This is a genomic window from Aurantimonas sp. Leaf443 (assembly GCF_001425575.1).
Taxonomy (GTDB): domain Bacteria; phylum Pseudomonadota; class Alphaproteobacteria; order Rhizobiales; family Rhizobiaceae; genus Leaf443.
Map to the genome: position 1 here is coordinate 499,743 of NZ_LMRD01000001.1, position 19,590 is coordinate 519,332.

The following is a 19,590-nucleotide window of genomic DNA, read 5'->3' on the forward strand; positions in this document are numbered from 1 at the left end:
CCAAGGAGAGAAATGTCATGGCCGCCGGATTCGAACCCCCGTCACGCCTGCCCGGTGGCTCGCCGGGGCGCAAGCTCTATGCCTGGCTCTTCGTCGCGGTCTCCTGCGTCGTTCTCGTGGCGACGGGGGTCGGCCAGGGGCGGACGCTGCCGCGCGACCTCCAGGATCTCTGCCGGCAATTTCGCCTCTGCTCGCCGCCGCCACTGGGCGAGCTGCCCGACATGCAGTCGGGCTTCGGCCCCGGACACGGGGCGGAAGCGGCGGCGCAGCCCTATCTCGAGACGTATCGCGCGGCGAACCCGGACTACGACATCCGCTTCGTCGCGGATAACGGGCGGGAGAAGAACAGTTGCGACGACAGCGTCTTCAAGGTCGACTGCCGATACAGCTACGGCGGCACGTTCACCGCGACCCCGAAATGGCAGGGCAAGCTGGCATGGCTCGGCCTGTGAGCCGGCGGGCCTCGACCGAAGACAACCCGAAATAGAAGAACGGCGATGGCGGCCGGGCCCGTCGGCCGGTCCGGCGATCCGGGCTCAGTCCGCCGTCGCCGTCTCGTCGAGCCTTGCCTTCACCGCCATCAGGTCGCGCCAGGCCAGCCGCTTCTGGGCCGGCTGGCGCAGGAGATAGGCGGGGTGCAGCATCGGCATGACCGCCACCGAGGCCTCGCAGGTGACGTCGAAGGCATAGGTCTGCCAGCGTCCGCGAAGCCGCAGGATGCCCTCGTCCGAGCCGAGCAGGGCCTTCACCGCGGGCGAGCCGAGGCACAGGAGGATCTGCGGGCGCACCAGCTCGATATGGCGCTGGAGGAAGGGCAGGCAGGCCTGCGTCTCGGCCGGGGTCGGCGGCCGGTTGCCGGGCGGACGCCAGGGGACCGTGTTCGTCACGCGCACCGCGCTCCGGTCCACGCCGATCGCCGCCAGCATCCGGTCCAGCAGGCGGCCGGAGCGCCCGACGAAGGGCATGCCGGCCTGGTCTTCCTCGCGGCCGGGCGCCTCGCCGACGATCATGATGCGCGCCGCGTCCGGTCCGTCGCCGAAGACGGTCGAGCGCGCCGAGATGCGCAGGTTGCAGCCGTCGAAGGCTTCCAGCGCCGCGCGCAGCTCATCCAGCGTTTGCGCGCTCGCCGCCCGCGCCCGCGCGTCCGCGACGGCGAGGTCCCCGGGCACCGCGACGCGCGGGGCGGCGCTCTCGCGCTGCGGCTCGGCGGCCGGGCGCTCGGCGCGCGGCTGCGGCGCCGGCCGCGCCGTCATCGGCTCGCGCGCGGTCTCGGCCTCGCCGCGGCGCGCGCGGCGTGCCTCGATCTCGGCGCGGGTCTCGGCGAGCCTGTCGCGCGCCGTCTCCTGCACGATCGTGCCGAGCCCGGCCTCGCTCCACCAGGCGAGGAGGGCGAGGGCGGCCTCGGTGTCGGCAGCGGACAGGGGGCGGGCGGTCATGCGCCGGTTCTAGCGCATTCGCGGGCGCGCGGCGACGGGCGCGACGCAAGGCGCGAGGGCGTCCGGTTTGAAACTGCGGGGGAAGCTGCTTAGAACCGGTCGAGACAAGGCGCCGACCCCAGCCCCCGCCGACGGCCCGGACGCGGCCGGGCTTTCCCACGACATGAAGGACCGATCCAAGCGATGAGCGAGCTTCTTCCCGAGCGCGAGGCGATGGAATTCGACGTGGTGATCGTGGGCGCCGGCCCGGCCGGCCTCGCCGCCGCGATTCGCCTGAAGCAGCTCGATCCCGACCTCTCGGTCGTCGTCCTGGAGAAGGGCGGCGAGGTCGGGGCGCACATCCTGTCGGGCAACGTCCTCGATCCGTCGGCGCTCGACCGGCTCCTGCCGGAGTGGCGGCAGGAGGAGACGCCGATCCGCACGCCCGTGACCGACGACCGCTTCTATTTCTACGGGCCGCAGGGCTCGCTGCGCCTGCCGAACGCGCTGATGCCCAGGCTGATGAACAATCACGGCAACTTCGTCGTCTCGCTCGGCCTCGTCTGCAAATGGCTCGCCGAGAAGGCCGAGGCGCTGGGCGTCGAGATCTATCCGGGCTTTGCCGCCGCCGAACTCCTCTTCGACGAGGCGGGCGCGGTGGTCGGCGTCGCCACCGGCGACATGGGCATCACGCGCAGCGGCGAGCCCGGGCCGGCGCATCAGCGGGGCATGGCGCTGATGGGCAAATACGTCCTCGTCGGCGAGGGCGTGCGCGGCTCGCTCGCCAAGCAGCTGATGGCCAGGTTCGGCCTACAGGCGGGGCGCGAGCCGCAGAAGTTCGGTCTCGGCCTCAAGGAGCTGTGGGAGATCGCGCCCGAGAAGTCCGTGCCCGGCCGCGTCCAGCATTCCTTCGGCTGGCCGCTCGACGCGCGCACCGGCGGCGGCTCCTTCCTCTATCATCTCGGAGGCAACCAGGTCTTCGTCGGCTTCGTCGTGCACCTGAACTACAAGAACCCCTATCTCTCGCCCTTCGAGGAGTTCCAGCGCTTCAAGACCCATCCCGACATCGCCGCGCTTCTGGAAGGGGGCAAGCGCCTCGCCTACGGCGCGCGCGCCATCACCGAGGGCGGCTACCAGTCGGTGCCCAAGCTCGTCTTCCCCGGCGGCGCGCTGATCGGCTGCTCGGCCGGCTTCGTCAACGTGCCGCGCATCAAGGGCGCGCACAACGCGATGACGTCCGGCATGCTGGCGGCGGAAGCCGCCGTCGAGGCGATCGGGGCCGGACGCGCGCATGACGAGCTCGCCGCCTACGAAGCGGCGTGGCGCGAGAGCCCCATCGGGCGCGACCTCAAGCCCGTGCGCAACGTGAAGCCGCTCTGGTCGAAATACGGCACGATGCTCGGCATCGCGCTCGGCGGCATCGATATGTGGACCAACCAGCTCTTCGGTCGCTCGCTCTTCGGCACGCTCGGTCACGGCAAGCCCGACCATGCGAGTCTGGATCCCGCCGCCGAGCACAAGCCGATCGCCTATCCCCGGCCCGACGGCACGCTGACCTTCGACAAGGTCTCCTCGGTCTATCTGTCGAACACCAATCACGAGGAGGACCAGCCGGTGCATCTCGTGGTGCGGGACCCGGCGCTGCAGCACGCGTCCGAACTCGGCGTCTATGGCGGCCCCTCGCAGCGTTACTGCCCGGCCGGCGTCTACGAATGGGTGAAGGACGGCGACGGCTCGGACCGCTACGTCATCAACGCGCAGAACTGCGTGCACTGCAAGACCTGCGACATCAAGGATCCGAACCAGAACATCGACTGGCAGCCCCCGCAGGGCGGCGAGGGGCCGGTCTACCAGACGATGTGAACGGGCGCCGTCAGCGCGCCACCACGTCGACGGCGGGCGGGCTCGCCCGCCGCTCCGGCAGCACGAAGCGCACCACGACCGGGAGATGGTCCGAGGCGGTCGCCTCGCCGGTGGCAGCGCTGACGATGCCGATCTGCGGCGAGGCGAGGATGTTGTCGATCGGCAGGCCGAGCGGGCCGACCAGCGCGGCCGGCAGGGTCCGATGCAGCCAGGTCGGGCCGAGGCCGCCCACGGGACGCGTGCCGACCGCCTCCGCATAGGTGCCGACCGCCCCGCTCCAGGGCGCGGCGTTGAAGTCGCCGCCGATCAGAACCGGGCTCGGCAGGGCCGCCAGCACGCTTTGCAGCGCCCCGATCTGGTACCAGTGCGGATGCGGCCAGGGCCATTGCAGGTGTTCGGAGACGATGGAGGCGACGACGCCGTTGAAGTCGATGCGCCGCATCGCGAAGCCGTCGTCGGCCTGGCACAGGCCCGTCTCGTCGGCGAAGGGCCGCCGCGAGAGGATCGCGGTGCCGCCGACCGAGTAGGGCTGCGGCGCCGTCCCGCAGTAATATTGATAGGGATAGGCCGAGATCAGCGTCTCCAGCCGCTCGCGCCAGTCCGGCGTCACCTCCTGCGCCGTCACGACGTCCGGGCGAAGCTGCGCGATGCGCGAAAGGGCCGGGGTCTTGTCCGCCGCATCGTAGCGAAGGTTCATCTGCAGGAGCGTGTAGACCGGCCGCTCCAGGGGTGGCGCGCCGGCATCCGCCGCGGCGACGTAGAAGGGCAGCACCGTATAGAGCCCCGCCGCGCCGGCGATGAGCGCCGCGGCGGCGGGAAGCCGTGCGGCATCGAGCGGCCGGACCCGGAACCCCGGAAGGAGCACGAGCAGGCCCGCGCCGAGCGCCAGGACGCTCAGCTGCGCCCGGAAATGGCTGAGGGAATCGAAGGCCCAGACCGCGCGGCCGAAGAAGCCGGCCAGGATCGCCGAGGCGAGCGCGAGGAGCGCCAGGGCGACGAGCGCGCCGAGGAGCGTCCCGAAGGCCGGCCCCCGCCGGGACGGCGCACGTGTCCTTGCGGTCATCGGACTATTGGAACGCCGTCTCGAAGAAGGAGCGCAGCTTGCGCGAATGCATGCGCTCGCTCGGGATCTCCTGCAGCAGCTGCAGCGCGCGGATGCCGATGCGCAGATGCTGCGCCACCTGCCGCTTGTAGAAGTCCGTCGCCATGCCCGGCAGTTTCAGCTCGCCGTGCAGCGGCTTGTCGGAGACGCACAGGAGCGTGCCGTAGGGCACGCGGAAGCGGAAGCCGTTGGCCGCGATCGTCGCCGATTCCATGTCGAGCGCGATGGCGCGCGACTGCGACAGGCGCTGCGCCGGCTCGGTCTGGTCGCGCAATTCCCAGTTGCGGTTGTCGATCGTGGCCACCGTGCCGGTGCGCATGATCTTCTTGAGGTCGTAGCCGGACAGGCCGGTGATCTCGGCCACCGCCTGCTCCAGCGCCACCTGGACCTCGGCGAGCGCGGGGATGGGAACCCAGATCGGCAGGTCCGCGTCGAGCACGTGGTCCTCGCGCACATAGGCGTGGGCGAGCACGTAGTCGCCGAGTTCCTGCGTGTTGCGCAGGCCCGCGCAATGGCCGAGCATGAGCCAGGCATGGGGCCGCAGCACCGCGACATGGTCGGTGATCGTCTTGGCGTTGGAGGGGCCGACGCCGATATTGATCATGGTGATGCCGTGCCCGTCCTCGCGCTTGAGGTGGTAGGCCGGCATCTGCGGCAGTCGCAGCGGCGCCATGCCGCTCTCGGCCGCCCGCTCGCCGGGCCGCGTCACCACGTTGCCCGGCTCCACGAAGCCGGTATAGCCCCCGCCGCCCTCGGCCATGAGTTCGCGCGCCAGCATGCAGAACTCGTCGATGTAGAACTGGTAGTTCGTGAAGAGGACGAAGTTCTGGAAGTGCTGCGGGCTCGTCGCCGAATAGTGCGACAGGCGGTGGAGCGAATAGTCCACCCGCTGCGCCGTGAACGGGGCGAGCGGCATGGCCTCGTCGGCCTTGGGCGTGAAGTTGCCGTTGACGATCCGGTCGTCCGTCGCCTCGAGGTCGGGCACGTCGAAGATGTCGCGCAAGGGGCAGCCGAGCCGCTCGGCCGCCGAGCCGTCGACATAGGAGCCTTCGGGAAAGGCGAAATGCAGCGGGATCGGCGTGCGGGACTCGGCCACCAGCACGGGCTGGCCGTGATTGCGCACGAGATGGCCGATCTGCTCGGTCAGGTAGCGCGAGAAGAGGTCCGGCCGGGTGATCGTCGCGGCATAGCGGCCGGGGCGGGGCACGTGGCCGAAGGCGAGGCGGGAATCGATGCGCGCGTGGCTCGCGGTCGCGATCGAGACCTCCGGGTAGAAGGCGCGGTATCGACGGGTGGCATCGGCGCTTTCGAGCACGGTCTCGAAGCTCCTGCCGAGAAAGCCGACGGACCGCTCGTAGAGGGCCGTGATCGCGGCCACCGCCTCCGCGGGGTCGGTGAAATAGCGCGGCTCGGGGGCCGGCGGCGTCAGATAAAGCGGCTCGGAGAGGGTCTGGAAGGGCTTGGTCATGATCCTCTTTAATCGCGGCCGGTGGCAGCGAGAAGACGGGGACGGACCACAATCGTCAGAAACGGCCGGGTTCGCGCGCGATCGGGCAGACGATGCCGGCCGTATAGTCGCAGCCTCTGCCGTCCGCCGCCACGAAGGCGCCGCCCGGCCGCTCGCCGAGGCCGGTGGCGAGGAGGCCGACGCAGAATCCGAAGCCGGCGACGAGCATGGAGATCTTGGCCCATTTCGACGTCATGGCATTCCTCCTCTCGTCTCTCGCGCCCATCCTGCCGCGGCGATGCTGAACGCAGGCTGACAGGCCGCGGGGCGGCTCCCGGCCGGACCGTGAACAGCCCGTTCGATGCGCAGGCCTTTGTCGCCCGCCTCCTGCGCACTACCCTTTCGCTTCCGGAACGAACGCGAAACGAGCGAACGGAGCTTCCATGGCGACACAGACCCAGCCGATCCAGCTCTACTATTGGCCGACGCCCAACGGCTGGAAGGTCTCGATCATGCTTGAGGAACTCAAGCTGCCTTACGAGGTCACCTACGTCAACATCGGCGCAGGAGATCAGTTCAAGCCGGATTTCCTCAAGATCTCCCCGAACAACCGCATGCCGGCGATCGTCGATCCGCAAGGGCCGGGCGGCGAGCCGATCTCGGTCTTCGAGTCCGGCGCGATCCTGCAATATCTCGGGCGCAAGTCCGGGGCCTTCTATCCCGCCGAGGAGCGCGCCCGCGTCGCCGTGGACGAGTGGCTGTTCTGGCAGATGGGCGGGCTCGGCCCGATGGCCGGCCAGGCCCACCACTTCCGCAACTACGCGCCGGAAAAGGTGCCCTACGGCATCGAGCGCTACACCAACGAGGTGAACCGCCTCTACGGGGTGATGAACAAGCGCCTCGCCGAGAACGCCTATCTCGCGGGGCCGGACTATTCCATCGCCGACATGGCCTGCGTCGGCTGGATCAAGCCGTACAGGAACCAGGGTCAGGAGATCGAGGACTTCCCGCATCTCAAGCGCTGGTTCGAGACGGTCATGGCACGGCCCGCCGTCCTTGCCGGCATGGCGCTCGGAGAGGACCGGCGCTCGAACCTTGCCGACGACAAGGACGCGCAGAAAGTGCTCTTCGGCCAGCGCGCCAAGGACTGACGCGACGCTTCGAGACCATCCGGCGTCAGGCGGCGCCGGATGGTCGTGGGCCGGTCAGACGCGCGTCCGGACCTGGCTCTTGCAGAAGATCTTCAGCGCGCAGCCCGCGAGCTTCAGGGTCGATCCCTCGATGACCGCGCGTCCCTGGTGGGTGCGCTCGTCGCGCAGGCCGGTCACCGTGCCGCCGTAGCTCTCGCCGGTCCCGCTCGTCCGTCCGGCCGCCTTGCCCTTGTGGCGCTCCGAGGCGACCGTCGCGCAATAGCTGTCGCCGCAGGCGGAGATCTCAACGATGCCGCCGCCCGGGGCGCGCCATTGTCCGACGATCGGCTCCGCGGCCATCGCCGCCGTGACGGAGAATGCCGCCAGAGCGACGGAGGGACCCATGATCTTCAGCTTCACGGCTCTCTCTTCGAGACGAGGAAAGAAGAAGCCCTCTCACCGGAGCTTGGTTGCGGACCGTGCCGACTTCGCGATCGCGCAGCGCCGCTCTCTTTCTTAACAGGGAATGTCACCCGCACTTATCGCCGAATTAAGCAGGCGGCTATAGAGCCGAAGGCCGGTAAGGCCGAGCCTTCACGGAGCCCGATGTCGGACATCGCATCCCGTCTTCTTCCTCTGCTGGACGGCACGCAGGCGCTCGTCGCCTGCTACGATCCGCAGGACAGGCTGCGCTATGCCAATCCGGCCTTCCGCGAGACGTTCTTCGTCGAAGCGGGCGAGGAGCCGACCTGGGACGAGATCATGCGGCGCAACCACGCGGCCGGGCGCGGGTCTCGGATCCAGTCGGACGATCTCGAAGGCTGGCTCGCCTCGGTCGTCTCGCGGCGCGGCAAGATGGCCTCCCGGGCCTTCGAGAGCGACCTCACCGACGGGCGCCGCCTGTGGATCGTGGAGTCGGTGCTGCCGGACAGTTGGATGCTCTTCGTCGCCACCGAGATCACCGCGCTCCAGACGTCCGACATCGACCTCCGGCTCGACCGCGACCTGTTCCTCAGGGCCTCGCAGACGGACGAACTGACGGGCGTCTCGAACCGGCGCCATGTCATGTCCCTGCTGGGAGCCCTCATCGAGGGCCAGACGGCCTCGCGCACGCAGCAGGGCTGCGTCTGCATCCTCGACATCGACTTCTTCAAGCGCATCAACGACCGGCACGGGCATCTGGGCGGCGACGCGATCCTGATCGCCTTCGCCCGCGCCGTGCGCTCGGTGATCCGCCTGCGCGACGGGTTCGGGCGTATCGGCGGCGAGGAGTTCATGCTGGTGATGCCGGAACTGACGCTGGCGCAGGCCTGCGTCGTCGTGGAGCGGGTGCTGGCGACGATCCGCGAGGCGCGGCCCCTGGCGGCCGGGATCGCGGGGCCGGTGACCTGCTCCGCGGGGCTGGCGAGCCTGCGCCCGGACGACACGCTGCAGACGGTCTACGCGCGCGCCGACCGCGCGCTCTACGCGGCCAAGTCCGACGGCCGGGACTGCTGCCGCATCGAAGCCTGAGCGAGCGACGCGTCGCCCGCGCGAAGGTCAGGGTCTGGCGCGCTTCCAGGTCTGCACCGTCTTGCAGAAGACCTCCATGAGGCAGCCCTTGAGGTCGAGCCGGTCGCCCGTCACCAGCATCGAGCCGGTATAGACCTTGCCGCTGCGCGGATCGTTGATCTTGCCCTTGTAGTCGGGCCCGGGCGCCGCCACCGTGCCGATGGCGCTGCCCTTGTAGGGTCCGCTCTCGATGCGCCCGCAGAAGCCCGCCGCGCAGGGGCGCACCGAGACGGTTTCGCCGTTCTCCGCCTTCCACAGGCCGAGCACCGGTTCGGCGGCGACGGCCGGCACGGCGCTCGCGAGCGCGGAGAGAAGGGCGGCGAGGCGAACGGAGCGAAGCATGAGCGGGACGGATCCTTGCGCGGCGGGCGATCCGCCATCGCCCGACATTGCGGCGGGGGCAGGGCCGTTCCCGACAGGCTCCGCCACGTCGTACACCGCCGTGCGTCTGGAATGATCTTTCTCGGCCTGCGCCGCGCGGCGCCAGCCCGCGCGGCGCTGGAACGCCATCCAGCATCCCATGAACCGACCCGAAGGGTCGGTTCATGGAGGGAGCGCCCTCAGAGCCGCGTCAGCGCCTGCGAACGGCAGATCAGGCCGCCCAGCACGCAGCCGGAGACGGAGAGCGTGTTCCCCTCCAGGCTGCCCTTGCCCTTATACTGCTTGCCGCCCTTGGTGTAGTCGGTCACCGTACCGGCATAGCCGCGCCCCTCCGGCGCGAGCCGCCCGAAGGTCTTCCCCTTGTTCGGACCGCTCGTATAGGTGAGGCAGAAGGCGTCGCCGCAGGCCGCGATAGTGGCCGAATGGCCCGACGGCATCTTCCACGACCCCTCGATGGGATCGGCCAGAGCCGGCCCCGCCGCCATGCAGGCGACCGCGGCTGCCATCGCGGCAATGCGCTTCGTCATGTTCGTTCCTCCCGATGTCGCAAAGGGTCCGGCGCCCGCCTCCTCCAACGAACGCTTCCCTTGACGTAAGAGTAAATCAAATCGGGCCGCGCGCAAGACGGCAACCGCCCGGTCGGTACAGGTCGGCAGGACCTCCAGCGATCTCGGCAGCGCGGCGAGGCCAAGGCATGAACGAGATGTCGTCTCGGACGACCCGGCTTCGCAAAGCATCTCTTGACCATGCTCAGGTGCGCCGACGGCATATGCTTAAGCGTAGCTTTGCGGCCGGCGCCTCGCGCCGGCACGGTGTCCTTGCGAAACGAAGCGAAATCAATGTGTTGCGCGAAGGCCGCCGTCTTGCGGGCCGGATCCGTTCAACTGCAATTAAGCTCAAGTTTTAAGAGGGTTTTCAAGGCGCTGCGCCATTCTGACGGTAAGGAGCGAAGAGCTTCACCAGCTAGACCGGAGACACGCCATGGCCCGCATCGACATCCAGACCTTCGACGGTCCTCTTCTCAACGGCGTCGCCTTCGTGGAGGCCGAACTTCTCTTCGAGATGGGCCTGCGCGCCGCCGCCGGCTCGAACGGCGTGGCCAATCTCGTGGAGGCGCATGTCTTCTTCAACCTCGCCGCCGCCAAGGGCTGGGAGGATGCGCCCTTCCACCGCCAGGACGTCGCCTCGCAGATGACGAAGGCCGAGATCGCCGCCGCCCTTCGCGCCGCCCGCGCCGCGCTCGCCCGGCACTGACGACGCGGGCGCCCGGCGCTCCGCCTGTCAGGTCGCCGCGCCCACCTCTCGAAGCGCGCCGTGAAGCGCGGCCTCGAAGAGATCGAGATCGCCCGGCATTCCGGCCGTGACGCGGATCATCCGGTCGAGCGGCGCGACGCCCGGCATGCGGATGAAGACGCCGCGCGCGATGACGCCCTCGAGGATCGCCCGGGCCCGCGCGCCGTCGCCGCCGCAGTCGATCGCGACGAAATTCGTCGCCGAGGGCAGGGGCCTCAGCCCGGCCTTCTCCGCGATGGCCGCGATCCTCTCGCGCGCCGCGGCGATCCGGCCGAGCACCGCGTCGAGATGGCCGGGGTCCTTCAGCGCCGCCAGCGCGCCCGCCTGGCTCACGCGCGACAGGCCGAAATGATTGCGCACCCGGTCGAAGCCGGCGACGAGATCGGGATGGCCGACCGCGAAGCCGACGCGGGCGCCGGCAAGGCCGTAGGCCTTCGAAAAGGTGCGAAAGCGCAGGAGATTGGGCCGCACGAGCCCGATCGCGGGCAGCGCCGCCGGCGCCATGTCGCCATAGGCCTCGTCGAGGACGAGGATCGTCTCGCCGGGAACGCTCTCGATCAGCCGTTCGACCGCCCGCGCGTCGTGAACCGATCCGGTCGGGTTGTCGGGATTGGCGAAGTAGAGGAGCTTCGGCCTCACCGCCCTGGCGCGCTCGATCAGCGCGTCGATATCCTCGCGGTCGTCCCGGTAGGGCACGAAGTCCAGCCGCCCGCCATGGCCGGCCACATGGTAGTTGAAGGTCGGATAGGCGCCGAGCGAGGTGACGACGAGATCGCCGGGCGCGCAGGCGAGCCGCACGAGATGGCCGAGCAGGCCGTCGATTCCCTCGCCGACGGCGATCGTCGGGACGGGGGTGCCGAGATGGGCGGCGAGCGCCTCGCGCAGCTCGAAATGCTCCGGATCGCCATACATCCAGCTCCGCCCGGCGGACTCGCGCATGGCCTCGATGGCGAGCGGCGAGGGGCCGAAGACGCTCTCGTTCGCCCCGAGGCGGGCCTGGAACGGGCGCCCGAGCCGGCGTTCCAGCGCCTCCGGCCCGACGAAGGGAATGCTGGCGGGCAGCGAGCGGGCGAGCGGCGTGAAATGGTCTGACATGAAGCCTCGTCCGGCGGGTCTGGATCAGGCGTCGAGGCGCACGAGGCCGGCGGCGAAGCGCCGCTGGTTGGCGACATAGTGACGGGCCGAGGCCCGCAGCGCCTCGGCCGCCGCCTCGTCGAGCGCGCGCACCGCCTTGGCGGGGGCGCCCACGATCAGCGAATTGTCGGGGAAGACCTTGTTCTCGGTGACGAGCGCGTTGGCGCCGACGATGGAGTTCCGGCCGATCCGGGCGCCGTTGAGGATCGTCGCCCCCATGCCGACGAGCACGTTGTCGCCGATCGTGCAGCCGTGGACGATGGCCGCGTGGCCGATGGTGCAGCCCGCGCCGATGGTCAGCGGCAGGCCGGCATCGCTGTGCAGGCAGGCATTGTCCTGGATGTTCGTATCGGCGCCGATCTCCATCCATTCGTTGTCGCCGCGCAGCACGGCCCCGAACCAGATGCCGACCCGGCTCGCCAGACGCACGCGCCCGATGACATGGGCGCCGGGCGCGACGAACACGTCCTTTCCAAGGTCCGGGCTTTCGCCGTCGAGCGCGTAGATGGCCATGCGATCCTCCGTCCAGGGCGGAACGAGCCTTGGCCGAGCGATGCCGGCCGGTCAAGCCGCCGCCCGGCGGCTCGTCTCCGGCGACGGCCTTCGGCATCGTCGCGCCTGAGCGATCGAGAACGGCCCGTCCGTCCCCGCACCGCATCCCCGCGCGGTGGCATCGGGGGGGCGACGCACTCGCCTTCGCGTCTCCCTCGACATGCTCTGGCGCGAAGCGCGGCTCGGACAGCCTTCGCAGATCTTCCGAGGCGACGGATCGGGGTGAGGACGGCCTTGCGGGGCGACCGGCCGACTCCTGCCTCGCGCAAGCTTCGAGGACCGCCTTTTGCCGGAAAGTCGCGCGAGCGCCTTTCGAAATAAGGCTCAGGCCTTCGGCGACCATGGCAGCAAGCGGCGGCTGCAACTTGCGCGGATCGGCCGAAATTCAGGCAATCCGTGAAGATGAGCGCCGTCGCGAGGCGCTTTTTAACAGGTTGTTAGGATGCGTTGACAGGGCGTGAACGGCGAAGTGTCTTCGCCGCAACAGGGGTGTGCTCAAAGCGTCCCGGCGCCGGCTTTGTGGCATTTAGGCGATTGCATCCCGACCCTCCCCGGATAATGTCCGATCAGAAAGCTCGCAGGGGCAAGTGCTTCGGACTTTCGCACAGGGGATGGGGCAGGGAAGGTGTTCCTTCAAACAAGGCCCAACCCTAACCTATAATTTGACTGGAGGTCAGGACATGAACATCAAGAGCCTTCTTCTCGGCTCGGCTGCGGCTCTCGTCGCAGTCACCGGCGCCCGCGCTGCGGACGTCATCGTGCCGGCGGCTGCTGAGCCGGCGGAATACGTCAAGGTTTGCGACGTCTACGGCACCGGCTTCTACTACATCCCCGGCACCGAGACCTGCCTGCAGATCAGCGGTTACGTCCGCTTCAAGGTCTACGCTCAGGACAACTCGTTCAACAGCGAAGGCGACGACTACAGCTCCACGAGCGAGACCCGCGTCCGCCTGAACTTCGACGTCCGCGAAGAGACCGAGCTCGGCATGCTCCGCGCCTTCGCCCGCGTCCAGGCCACCAACGGCGGCTCGTTCGGCGACGCTCCCTACGCCATGGACCTCGGCTACATCCAGCTGGGCGGCCTCACCATGGGCTACCTCGACACGCTCTGGACCGAGGGCGACGGCCTCCTGACCGACACCGACCTCCCGGTCGGCCTTCTCGCTGGCCGGTTCGGTCGAAGACGACAACTCGGGCGACTTCTCCCCGAACTTCGTCGCTCGCGTCGCCTATGACGGCGGCATGTTCGGCGCCTACCTCGCCGGCTCGATCGACTCCAACAACGACGTCCTGGTCGACGACACCTTCTTCGACACGTTCGGCCTGAACCCGGACGGCGAGACGGACACCGCCTTCGCCATCAAGGGCGGCGTTTCGCTCAAGCCGATCGAGAACGGCGAGCTGAAGATCGAGGGTTCCTACGCCTTCGACCCGTCGGTCTACTCGACGATCGAGCTCTTCAACAACCCGGGCGACACGACCTTCCGCTTCGGTGGCACGGACTTCGTCGTCAACACGGGCGGCGCTCTGCCGGTCGAGTGGCAGGCTGGCGCGGGCTACGCCCAGACCTTCGGCAAGCTCGGCGTCGCGGTTGCCGGCGTCTACGGTGAGACCTTCGACTACTTCGGCTTCAACGGCACCGGCTTCCAGAACTTCGGTTCGGGCGAGTACTACAAGTTCGTCGGCAACGTCGGCTACGAGATCACCAACAACTTCGACGTCCTCGGCGAAGTCTCCTACACGAACGTCGACCTCGACGACGCTTCGTTCGACCAGACGGCTGGCTTCATCCAGTTCGTCCGCTCGTTCTAATCCCTCATCCGGATTGAACCGAAGGGCCCGGCGCGCAAGCGCCGGGCCCTTCGGCGTTTCGAAGGAGCCTCGAGCGATGCGGTCGGGGGCGGCCGGACGGCTTCCCGGCCTCGGTCGCCGAGAGGCTTGTGATAATAAGGCCACGGGATCATTGTTCCGCCTCGGCGGCGACGTGCAGGCCTAAGGCATTGAAAAAGAACGAGATACCGGCGGTTTGGTCGAAAGGCTAAAACCAAGGTAACCTTATCGAATGTTTCCTTTCTGCACCTGTGAGCGGGTCGTGTCCGCACTGTGGCGTTTCCGTGATTGCGTCCCGTCCGGGCTTGGATAATGTCCCGTCCTGAAAGACAGCCGAGTGAGGGAACGCGGCCTTTCAGACATCCAGGGGTAGGGAAGGTGTTCCTGAAGACAGGGCCCAACCCGGCATTCAAATCGAGTGGGGACCATTCATGACCATCAAGAGCCTTCTCCTTGGCTCGGCTGCGGCCCTCGTCGCAGTCACCGGCGCCCGCGCTGCGGACGTCATCGTGCCTGCCGCCGCCGAACCGGCGGAATACGTCAAGGTTTGCGACGTCTACGGCACCGGCTTCTACTACATTCCCGGCACCGAGACCTGCCTGCAGATCAGCGGCTACGTCCGCTTCAAGGTCTACGCCGCCGACAATTCCTCGAACTCCGAGGGTGACGACTACCGTTCGACCACCGAGACCCGCGTCCGTCTGAACTTCGACGTCCGCGAAGAGACCGAGCTCGGCACGCTGCGCGCCTTCGCCCGCGTCCAGGCCACCAACGGCGGCTCGTTCACCGACCAGCCCTATTCGATGGATCTCGGCTACATCCAGCTGGGCGGCCTCACCATGGGCTACCTCGACACGCTCTGGACCGAGGGCGACGGCCTCCTGACCGACACCGACCTCCCGGTCGGAGGCCGGTGCCTTCTCGCTGGCCGGTTCGCTCGAGGACGACAATTCGGGCGACTTCACCCCGAACTTCGTCGCTCGCGTCGGCTACGAGTCCGACCTGTTCGGCGCCTATCTCGCCGGCTCGATCGACTCCAACACGGACGACTCGATCTACGGCCGTGACTTCGGTGACTTCTTCCTCGACGAAGGCGACCAGACCGACACGGCCGTCGCGGTCAAGGGCGGCGTCCTCATCAAGCCGTTCGACGGCGCCAAGCTGAAGGTCGAGGGTTCCTACGCCTTCGATCCCTCGCAGTACTCGACGCTCGGCCTCTATCGCGGCGTCGTCGCGCCGGAGTTCAACGGCATCGACCTGACCAACGTCACCGGCACCCTGCCGGTCGAGTGGCAGGCCGGCGCGGGCTACGCCCAGACCTTCGGAAAGCTCGGCGTCGCCGTGTCCGGCGTCTACGGCGAGACCTTCGACTATTTCGGCATCTCCAACGGCGTCTCCACGAACTTCGGTTCGGGCGAGTACTACAAGCTCGTCGGCAACGTCGGCTACGAGATCACCGACAACTTCGACGTTCTCGGCGAAATCTCCTACTCGAACGTCGACTTCGACGACGCCGAGATCGACCAGACCGGCGGCTTCATCCAGTTCGTCCGCTCGTTCTAATCCCTCATCCGGATCGAACCGAAGGGCTCGGCGCGCAAGCGCCGGGCCCTTTCTGCGTTCCGACCCGCCCGGCGCCGGCCGCTCGATCCGCGGGCATGGAGCGTGCCGCATTCGATGCTCCGCGCGCAGCCCCCTTCTCGCCGCTGAGGCAGGGCCGGGGGAGGGCGGTGACGGCGGTCGGCGGCCGAGGCGGTGCCGTCGGGCGGGAGCCTTGCGCGAGCACGGCCCAACGAAAAAGGGCCCGCGCCATGCGCGAGCCCCTTGTCCGGTCCGACGATGGGTTTGCGGTCAGCCGCGGCGGCCGAAGCGCAGGTCCTGCTCCACGTTGACCGGGGCGCCGAGGCGGTTCTTGTAGACCTCGTAGTTCTCCATCACGCGCTGCACGTAGTTGCGCGTCTCGGTGAAGGGGATGCGCTCCACCCAGTCCACCACCTCTTCCATCGACTTGCCGCGCGGATCGCCGAAGCGCTGGATCCATTCGCGCGCCCGGCGCGGGCCGGCATTGTAGGCGGCGAAGGTCAGGACGTAGGAGCCGTCGAAATTGTCGATCTGCTCCCCGAGGAAGTGCGAGCCGAGCGTGGCGTTATAGGCCGTGTCGCTCGTCAGGCGCGCCGGGGAGTAGGGCAGGCCGGCCTTCGCCGCCATGCTCTTGGCCGTGCCGGGCATGAGCTGCAGCAGGCCGAGCGCGCCGACGGGCGAGCGGGCCTTCGGGTTGAACGCGCTTTCCTGGCGCGCGATCGCGTAGGCGAGCGCCTTGCCGGCCGCCGAGATATTGGCGTTGGCGGGAATCACGCCGGTCGGAAAGGCGAGGGCGGGCGCGTCGATGCCGCGCCAATAGGCCTGCTTGCCGATCTGCAGCACCAGCGGATGGTCGCCGTTGCGCTCGGCGAGCGCGGAGAGGAGGCCGAGTTCGCCCGGGCTGTCGAGCTCGTCGGCCATCGCCTTCATCAGCGCGTCGGCGCGCCACTGCGAGCCCACCTGCTGCAGGCGCTGGATCGCGCGCACCGGCTCGCGCTGGGCGAAGCGGTCGCGCTCGGCCGCGCTCGCCTTCGGGAAGACGATCGGCTCCGGCCGGCGGCCGAGGCGGGCCGCGGCCACCTGTCCGTAGAAGGTCGCCGAGTAGGACGCGGCCTTGGCGTAGAAGGCTGCGGCATTGCCGCCGGCGCCCGCTTCCGCCGCGCGGCCCTGCCAGTAGTAGCTGCGCGAGAGCGACAGCGGCTTGTTGGACATCTGGGCGATCTTGGCGAAATGCTGGGCGGCCGCGCGCGGTTCGTTCAGGAAGCGCAGCGCGAACCAGCCGGCGTGGAACTCGGCTTCCGCCGCCTCCGGCGAGTTCTCCGCCGAATGGTTGGCGGCGACGCGATAGGCCAGGCGCGCCTTGCCGGCGTCCAGGAGATCGCGCGCCACGATCCGGCGCTCGTTCCACCAGGCGTCCGGGTCGATCAGCACGGCGGGATCGCGCGGCGAGGCGATGAGGAGTTGCGCGGCCCCGTCGATATCGCCCTTCTTGCGCAGGATCTCGACGCGGGCGAGCACCACGATCGGGTCGTTGCGCTGGGCGGCCGGCACGGCCGCGAGGAGCTTGGGCGCGATGGCGTCGCCCCTTATGGCGGCGGCGACGGCGGCATAGACCTGCTTGGCGCCCGCCCGCCCGGCCATGCGCCCGGCATCGGTGATGCGCTCGCCGTAAAGGAGCTTGTCCATGCGGGCGCGGTGGTCGGCCTGCGTCAGCAGCGTCTGGAACTGCGAGAGGATGCGCTCCTCCAGATCCTTGTCGAGCCGCTCCTCGCGCCAGACCCGCGCGATGACGGCGCGCGCCCGGCGCGCGTCGCCGGTCTCGATATGGGCGCGGGCGAGCGCCATCGCCCCTTCCGGGCTCGCGGGCGCACCGCCCGCGAAGAGCTGCAGAACCTCGCGCGCCGGCCGCTGTTCGCGCCAGATCGCCTTCTCGCTGTTGGCACGCAGCGTCTTCAGGCCCGGCCAGCCGCGCAGCTCGCTGGCCGCCCCGGCGATCTCGCCCGCCGGGACGTCCCGTCCACCCTGCTGGGCGACGGCATAGGTCAGGATCTGCCGGTCGAGCGAGCCCGGCATCATGCCCTCGCGGATCGCGCGGGCCTTGATGACATTGCCCTCCGAAAGCGCCTGCAGCCCGTCCTTCAGCTCGCCGCGCATCGGCTTGACCGAGGAGGACCGGGCCGACATCGCGGCGATCGAGGCGGTGAAGGCCGTGGCGCTCGCGGGCGTCGTCGCCGCGGCCGCCGGGCGCAGCACGGGATTGGGCGCCGCCGCAGGCGCGCCGAATCGGCCGGGGTCGATGGCGACGCCGGCATCTTCCAGGAACGGGCGGGCCGCCGGCGTCGGGCCGGTCACAGGAAGGGCGAAATCCTGGCCTTGGACGGACGTGGCGGCGAGCGTGAGCGCGAGGGTGCCGAGAAGGGTCCGGCGCGCACCGGCTGGCAGGTTCATGGCGGGCCTTTTCAATGTCTGGGATCGCGGCAGGTCGGCCTTGGGGCCGCAGCGCGAGGACGGACGGATGCGCCGATCATCGACGGTTAAGATTAAGCCCCGGTTACATCGTCCGAGTAGCCCTTCCCGCACCCCGGCGCGCCTTGTTTCGGTTTCGGCCCTTGCCTATGGTGCGCCGCTTCGAGGGCCGTATTGCGGCATCGCGCGAACCGGCGCGGCGCGGCCTCTCACGAAGAGGTCTGCGGCTCGTCCGTGCGGCCGGGCGAGAGGCGCCCGGCGCCGGCGCGAGGCGGCATAACGGAGTGATCACGATCATGTTCAAGGGTTCGATTCCGGCGCTCGTCACCCCGTTCGCCGAGGACGGTTCGCTGGACGAGGCGGCGCTTCGCGCCTTCGTCGAGTGGCAGATCGCGGAAGGGTCGGACGGCCTCGTGCCCGTCGGCACCACCGGCGAGAGTCCGACCCTTACCCATGCCGAGCACAAGCGTGTCGTCGAGATCACCATCGAGGCCGCCGGCGGCCGCGTTCCCGTCATCGCGGGCGCGGGCTCGAACAACACGGTCGAGGCGATCGACCTCGCGCTCTTCGCGCAAGGGGCGGGCGCCGACGGTCTTCTCGTCGTCACGCCCTACTACAACAAGCCCAACCAGAAGGGGCTCTACGCCCATTACGCGGCGATCGCGCAGGCCGTCTCGCTGCCGATCCTCATCTACAACATCCCCGGCCGTTCGGTGATCGACATGATGCCCGAGACGATGGGGCGCCTCGCGCAGGATTTCTCCAACATCGTGGGCGTGAAGGACGCGACCGCCAAGGTCGATCGCGTCAGCGAGCAGCGCATCACCTGCGGCCCGGACTTCGTCCAGCTGTCGGGCGAGGATTCCACCGCCCTCGGCTTCAACGCCCATGGCGGCCACGGCTGCATCTCCGTCACCGCCAATGTCGCTCCGCGCCTGTGCGCCGAGCTGCAGGCGGCCTGCGCGGCCGGCGACTTCGCCAGGGCCCTGACGATCCAGGACCGGCTGATGCCCCTGCACAAGGCGCTGTTCATCGAGCCGAACCCGACGGGCGTGAAATACGCGCTCTCGCGCCTCGGGCTGGTGGCCAACCGCCTGCGCCGCCCGCTCGTGGCGATCGATCCCTCGACCGAGGAGATCCTCGACGACGCGCTGCGCGCCGCCGGCCTCCTGAACTGAACGAAGACGGCCGGGGGCGCTGGGCGCCGCGCGGGCTCCATCCCATATGAGAGCGGCGGAGAGGTCGGCCTCCCCCGCCCGACCCGGCGGGCCGCCATGCCCCGGCGCGACGACGGGGACCGCCGCGCAAGTGCCGTAAACAGGACGAAGGGGAGGGGCACCGCGTCGCCCCGGCTCCGAAGGAAAGCGCCGCAATGGCCAAGAAGCCCAGTCCCGGATCGAACGTCGCGGCCGAGAACCGCAAGGCGCGGTTCCATTTCGAGATCGTCGACACGCTGGAGACGGGTCTCGTCCTGACCGGCACTGAGGTCAAGTCGCTGCGCCAGGGCAAGGCCTCTATCGCCGAGGCCTATGCGAGCGCCGAAGGCGACGAACTCTGGCTGATCAACTCCAACCTGCCGGAATATCTGCAGGCGAACCGCCAGAACCACGAGCCCAAGCGGCGTCGCAAGCTCCTCGTGCACCGCTCGCAGCTGAACAAGCTGGCGGGCGCCATCCAGCGCGACGGCATGACCCTCGTGCCGCTGCGCATCTATTTCAACGACAAGGGCGTTGCCAAGCTGCTCCTCGCGCTCGCCCGCGGCAAGAACGCGCCCGACAAGCGCGAGGCGGCGAAGGAGCGGGACTGGAACCGTCAGAAGCAGAGACTTCTGAAGAACGGGTAGGA

General features: G+C 69.1%; 21 protein-coding genes. 11 read left to right on the forward strand and 10 right to left on the reverse strand.

Going from position 1 to position 19,590, the window contains the following annotated elements:
- The first annotated feature begins 17 nt into the window (after window positions 1-17).
- On the forward strand, window positions 18-452 hold the full coding sequence (locus ASG48_RS02185; RefSeq protein ID WP_055844486.1) for a hypothetical protein: 435 nt from the start codon (window positions 18-20) through the stop codon (window positions 450-452).
- Between the two features lie 84 nt (window positions 453-536).
- On the opposite strand, the gene ASG48_RS02190 is transcribed toward ASG48_RS02185, so the two are convergent.
- Window positions 537-1,436, reverse strand: a complete 900-nt coding sequence (locus ASG48_RS02190) for a uracil-DNA glycosylase family protein (protein WP_055844489.1) — start codon at window positions 1,434-1,436, stop codon at window positions 537-539.
- A 183-nt stretch (window positions 1,437-1,619) separates the two neighbouring features.
- Between ASG48_RS02190 and ASG48_RS02195 the strand changes: the two genes are divergently transcribed.
- Complete coding sequence (locus ASG48_RS02195) at window positions 1,620-3,278, forward strand: electron transfer flavoprotein-ubiquinone oxidoreductase (RefSeq protein ID WP_055844491.1); 1,659 nt, start codon at window positions 1,620-1,622, stop codon at window positions 3,276-3,278.
- A 10-nt stretch (window positions 3,279-3,288) separates the two neighbouring features.
- Here the strand turns inward: ASG48_RS02195 and ASG48_RS02200 are convergent, their stop codons facing one another.
- From ASG48_RS02200 to ASG48_RS02210, 3 genes are read right to left on the reverse strand one after another with little or no spacing between them, the layout of a single operon-like run.
- Complete coding sequence (locus ASG48_RS02200; RefSeq protein WP_055844495.1) at window positions 3,289-4,341, reverse strand: endonuclease/exonuclease/phosphatase family protein; 1,053 nt, start codon at window positions 4,339-4,341, stop codon at window positions 3,289-3,291.
- A gap of 4 nt (window positions 4,342-4,345) precedes the next feature.
- Window positions 4,346-5,848, reverse strand: a complete 1,503-nt coding sequence (locus ASG48_RS02205; protein WP_055844498.1) for an AMP nucleosidase — start codon at window positions 5,846-5,848, stop codon at window positions 4,346-4,348.
- 55 nt (window positions 5,849-5,903) lie between these two features.
- The gene (locus ASG48_RS02210; RefSeq protein ID WP_055844500.1) at window positions 5,904-6,083 is read right to left on the reverse strand and encodes a hypothetical protein; all 180 of its coding nucleotides are present in this window, start codon (window positions 6,081-6,083) and stop codon (window positions 5,904-5,906) included.
- A gap of 187 nt (window positions 6,084-6,270) precedes the next feature.
- Between ASG48_RS02210 and ASG48_RS02215 the strand changes: the two genes are divergently transcribed.
- A complete protein-coding gene (locus tag ASG48_RS02215) occupies window positions 6,271-6,978 on the forward strand; it encodes a glutathione binding-like protein (protein ID WP_055844503.1) in 708 nt (235 codons plus the stop codon).
- A gap of 54 nt (window positions 6,979-7,032) precedes the next feature.
- Here the strand turns inward: ASG48_RS02215 and ASG48_RS02220 are convergent, their stop codons facing one another.
- The gene (locus tag ASG48_RS02220; protein ID WP_244486694.1) at window positions 7,033-7,377 is read right to left on the reverse strand and encodes a DUF2147 domain-containing protein; all 345 of its coding nucleotides are present in this window, start codon (window positions 7,375-7,377) and stop codon (window positions 7,033-7,035) included.
- 186 nt (window positions 7,378-7,563) lie between these two features.
- Between ASG48_RS02220 and ASG48_RS02225 the strand changes: the two genes are divergently transcribed.
- The gene (locus ASG48_RS02225) at window positions 7,564-8,469 is read left to right on the forward strand and encodes a sensor domain-containing diguanylate cyclase (RefSeq protein WP_055844506.1); all 906 of its coding nucleotides are present in this window, start codon (window positions 7,564-7,566) and stop codon (window positions 8,467-8,469) included.
- Between the two features lie 27 nt (window positions 8,470-8,496).
- Here the strand turns inward: ASG48_RS02225 and ASG48_RS02230 are convergent, their stop codons facing one another.
- Together ASG48_RS02230 and ASG48_RS02235 are read right to left on the reverse strand one after the other, a co-directional pair.
- A complete protein-coding gene (locus tag ASG48_RS02230; RefSeq protein WP_055844510.1) occupies window positions 8,497-8,850 on the reverse strand; it encodes a DUF2147 domain-containing protein in 354 nt (117 codons plus the stop codon).
- 218 nt (window positions 8,851-9,068) lie between these two features.
- On the reverse strand, window positions 9,069-9,416 hold the full coding sequence (locus tag ASG48_RS02235; protein WP_055844512.1) for a DUF2147 domain-containing protein: 348 nt from the start codon (window positions 9,414-9,416) through the stop codon (window positions 9,069-9,071).
- Between the two features lie 454 nt (window positions 9,417-9,870).
- Here ASG48_RS02235 and ASG48_RS02240 point away from each other — a divergent pair, with 454 nt between their 5' ends.
- Window positions 9,871-10,143 (forward strand): hypothetical protein, encoded by a 273-nt coding sequence (locus tag ASG48_RS02240; RefSeq protein WP_244486696.1) that lies wholly within the window; start codon window positions 9,871-9,873, stop codon window positions 10,141-10,143.
- 27 nt (window positions 10,144-10,170) lie between these two features.
- Here ASG48_RS02240 and ASG48_RS02245 read toward each other — a convergent pair whose 3' ends face one another.
- Window positions 10,171-11,277: a pyridoxal phosphate-dependent aminotransferase gene (locus tag ASG48_RS02245; RefSeq protein ID WP_055844514.1), complete on the reverse strand. Its 1,107-nt coding sequence runs from the start codon at window positions 11,275-11,277 to the stop codon at window positions 10,171-10,173.
- A gap of 24 nt (window positions 11,278-11,301) precedes the next feature.
- Window positions 11,302-11,829 carry a gamma carbonic anhydrase family protein gene (locus tag ASG48_RS02250; protein ID WP_055844518.1) on the reverse strand — a complete coding sequence of 176 codons (528 nt, stop codon included), beginning with the start codon at window positions 11,827-11,829 and terminating at the stop codon, window positions 11,302-11,304.
- 719 nt (window positions 11,830-12,548) lie between these two features.
- Here ASG48_RS02250 and ASG48_RS18660 point away from each other — a divergent pair.
- From ASG48_RS18660 to ASG48_RS18985, 4 genes are all read left to right on the forward strand, one after another.
- Entirely contained in the window at window positions 12,549-13,103 is a 555-nt protein-coding gene (locus tag ASG48_RS18660) for a porin (RefSeq protein WP_244486698.1), read from the forward strand.
- A 7-nt stretch (window positions 13,104-13,110) separates the two neighbouring features.
- Window positions 13,111-13,680, forward strand: a complete 570-nt coding sequence (locus ASG48_RS18665; RefSeq protein WP_244486699.1) for a porin — start codon at window positions 13,111-13,113, stop codon at window positions 13,678-13,680.
- Window positions 13,681-14,129: 449 nt separating this feature from the next.
- Window positions 14,130-14,765: a porin gene (locus ASG48_RS18980; protein WP_348271108.1), complete on the forward strand. Its 636-nt coding sequence runs from the start codon at window positions 14,130-14,132 to the stop codon at window positions 14,763-14,765.
- Entirely contained in the window at window positions 14,701-15,261 is a 561-nt protein-coding gene (locus ASG48_RS18985; protein ID WP_348271112.1) for an OmpG porin family protein, read from the forward strand. Before ASG48_RS18980 ends, ASG48_RS18985 begins: the two co-directional genes overlap by 65 nt.
- A 288-nt stretch (window positions 15,262-15,549) precedes the next feature.
- On the opposite strand, the gene ASG48_RS02265 is transcribed toward ASG48_RS18985, so the two are convergent.
- Window positions 15,550-17,727, reverse strand: coding sequence for a lytic transglycosylase domain-containing protein (locus ASG48_RS02265; protein WP_082529173.1), 2,178 nt, complete (start codon window positions 17,725-17,727; stop codon window positions 15,550-15,552).
- Window positions 17,728-18,041: 314 nt separating this feature from the next.
- Here ASG48_RS02265 and dapA point away from each other — a divergent pair, with 314 nt between their 5' ends.
- Together dapA and smpB are read left to right on the forward strand one after the other, a co-directional pair.
- On the forward strand, window positions 18,042-18,923 hold the full coding sequence (dapA, locus tag ASG48_RS02270) for a 4-hydroxy-tetrahydrodipicolinate synthase (RefSeq protein WP_055845400.1): 882 nt from the start codon (window positions 18,042-18,044) through the stop codon (window positions 18,921-18,923).
- Window positions 18,924-19,117: 194 nt separating this feature from the next.
- On the forward strand, window positions 19,118-19,588 hold the full coding sequence (gene smpB, locus ASG48_RS02275) for an SsrA-binding protein SmpB (protein WP_055844521.1): 471 nt from the start codon (window positions 19,118-19,120) through the stop codon (window positions 19,586-19,588).
- Window positions 19,589-19,590 lie beyond the last annotated feature (2 nt).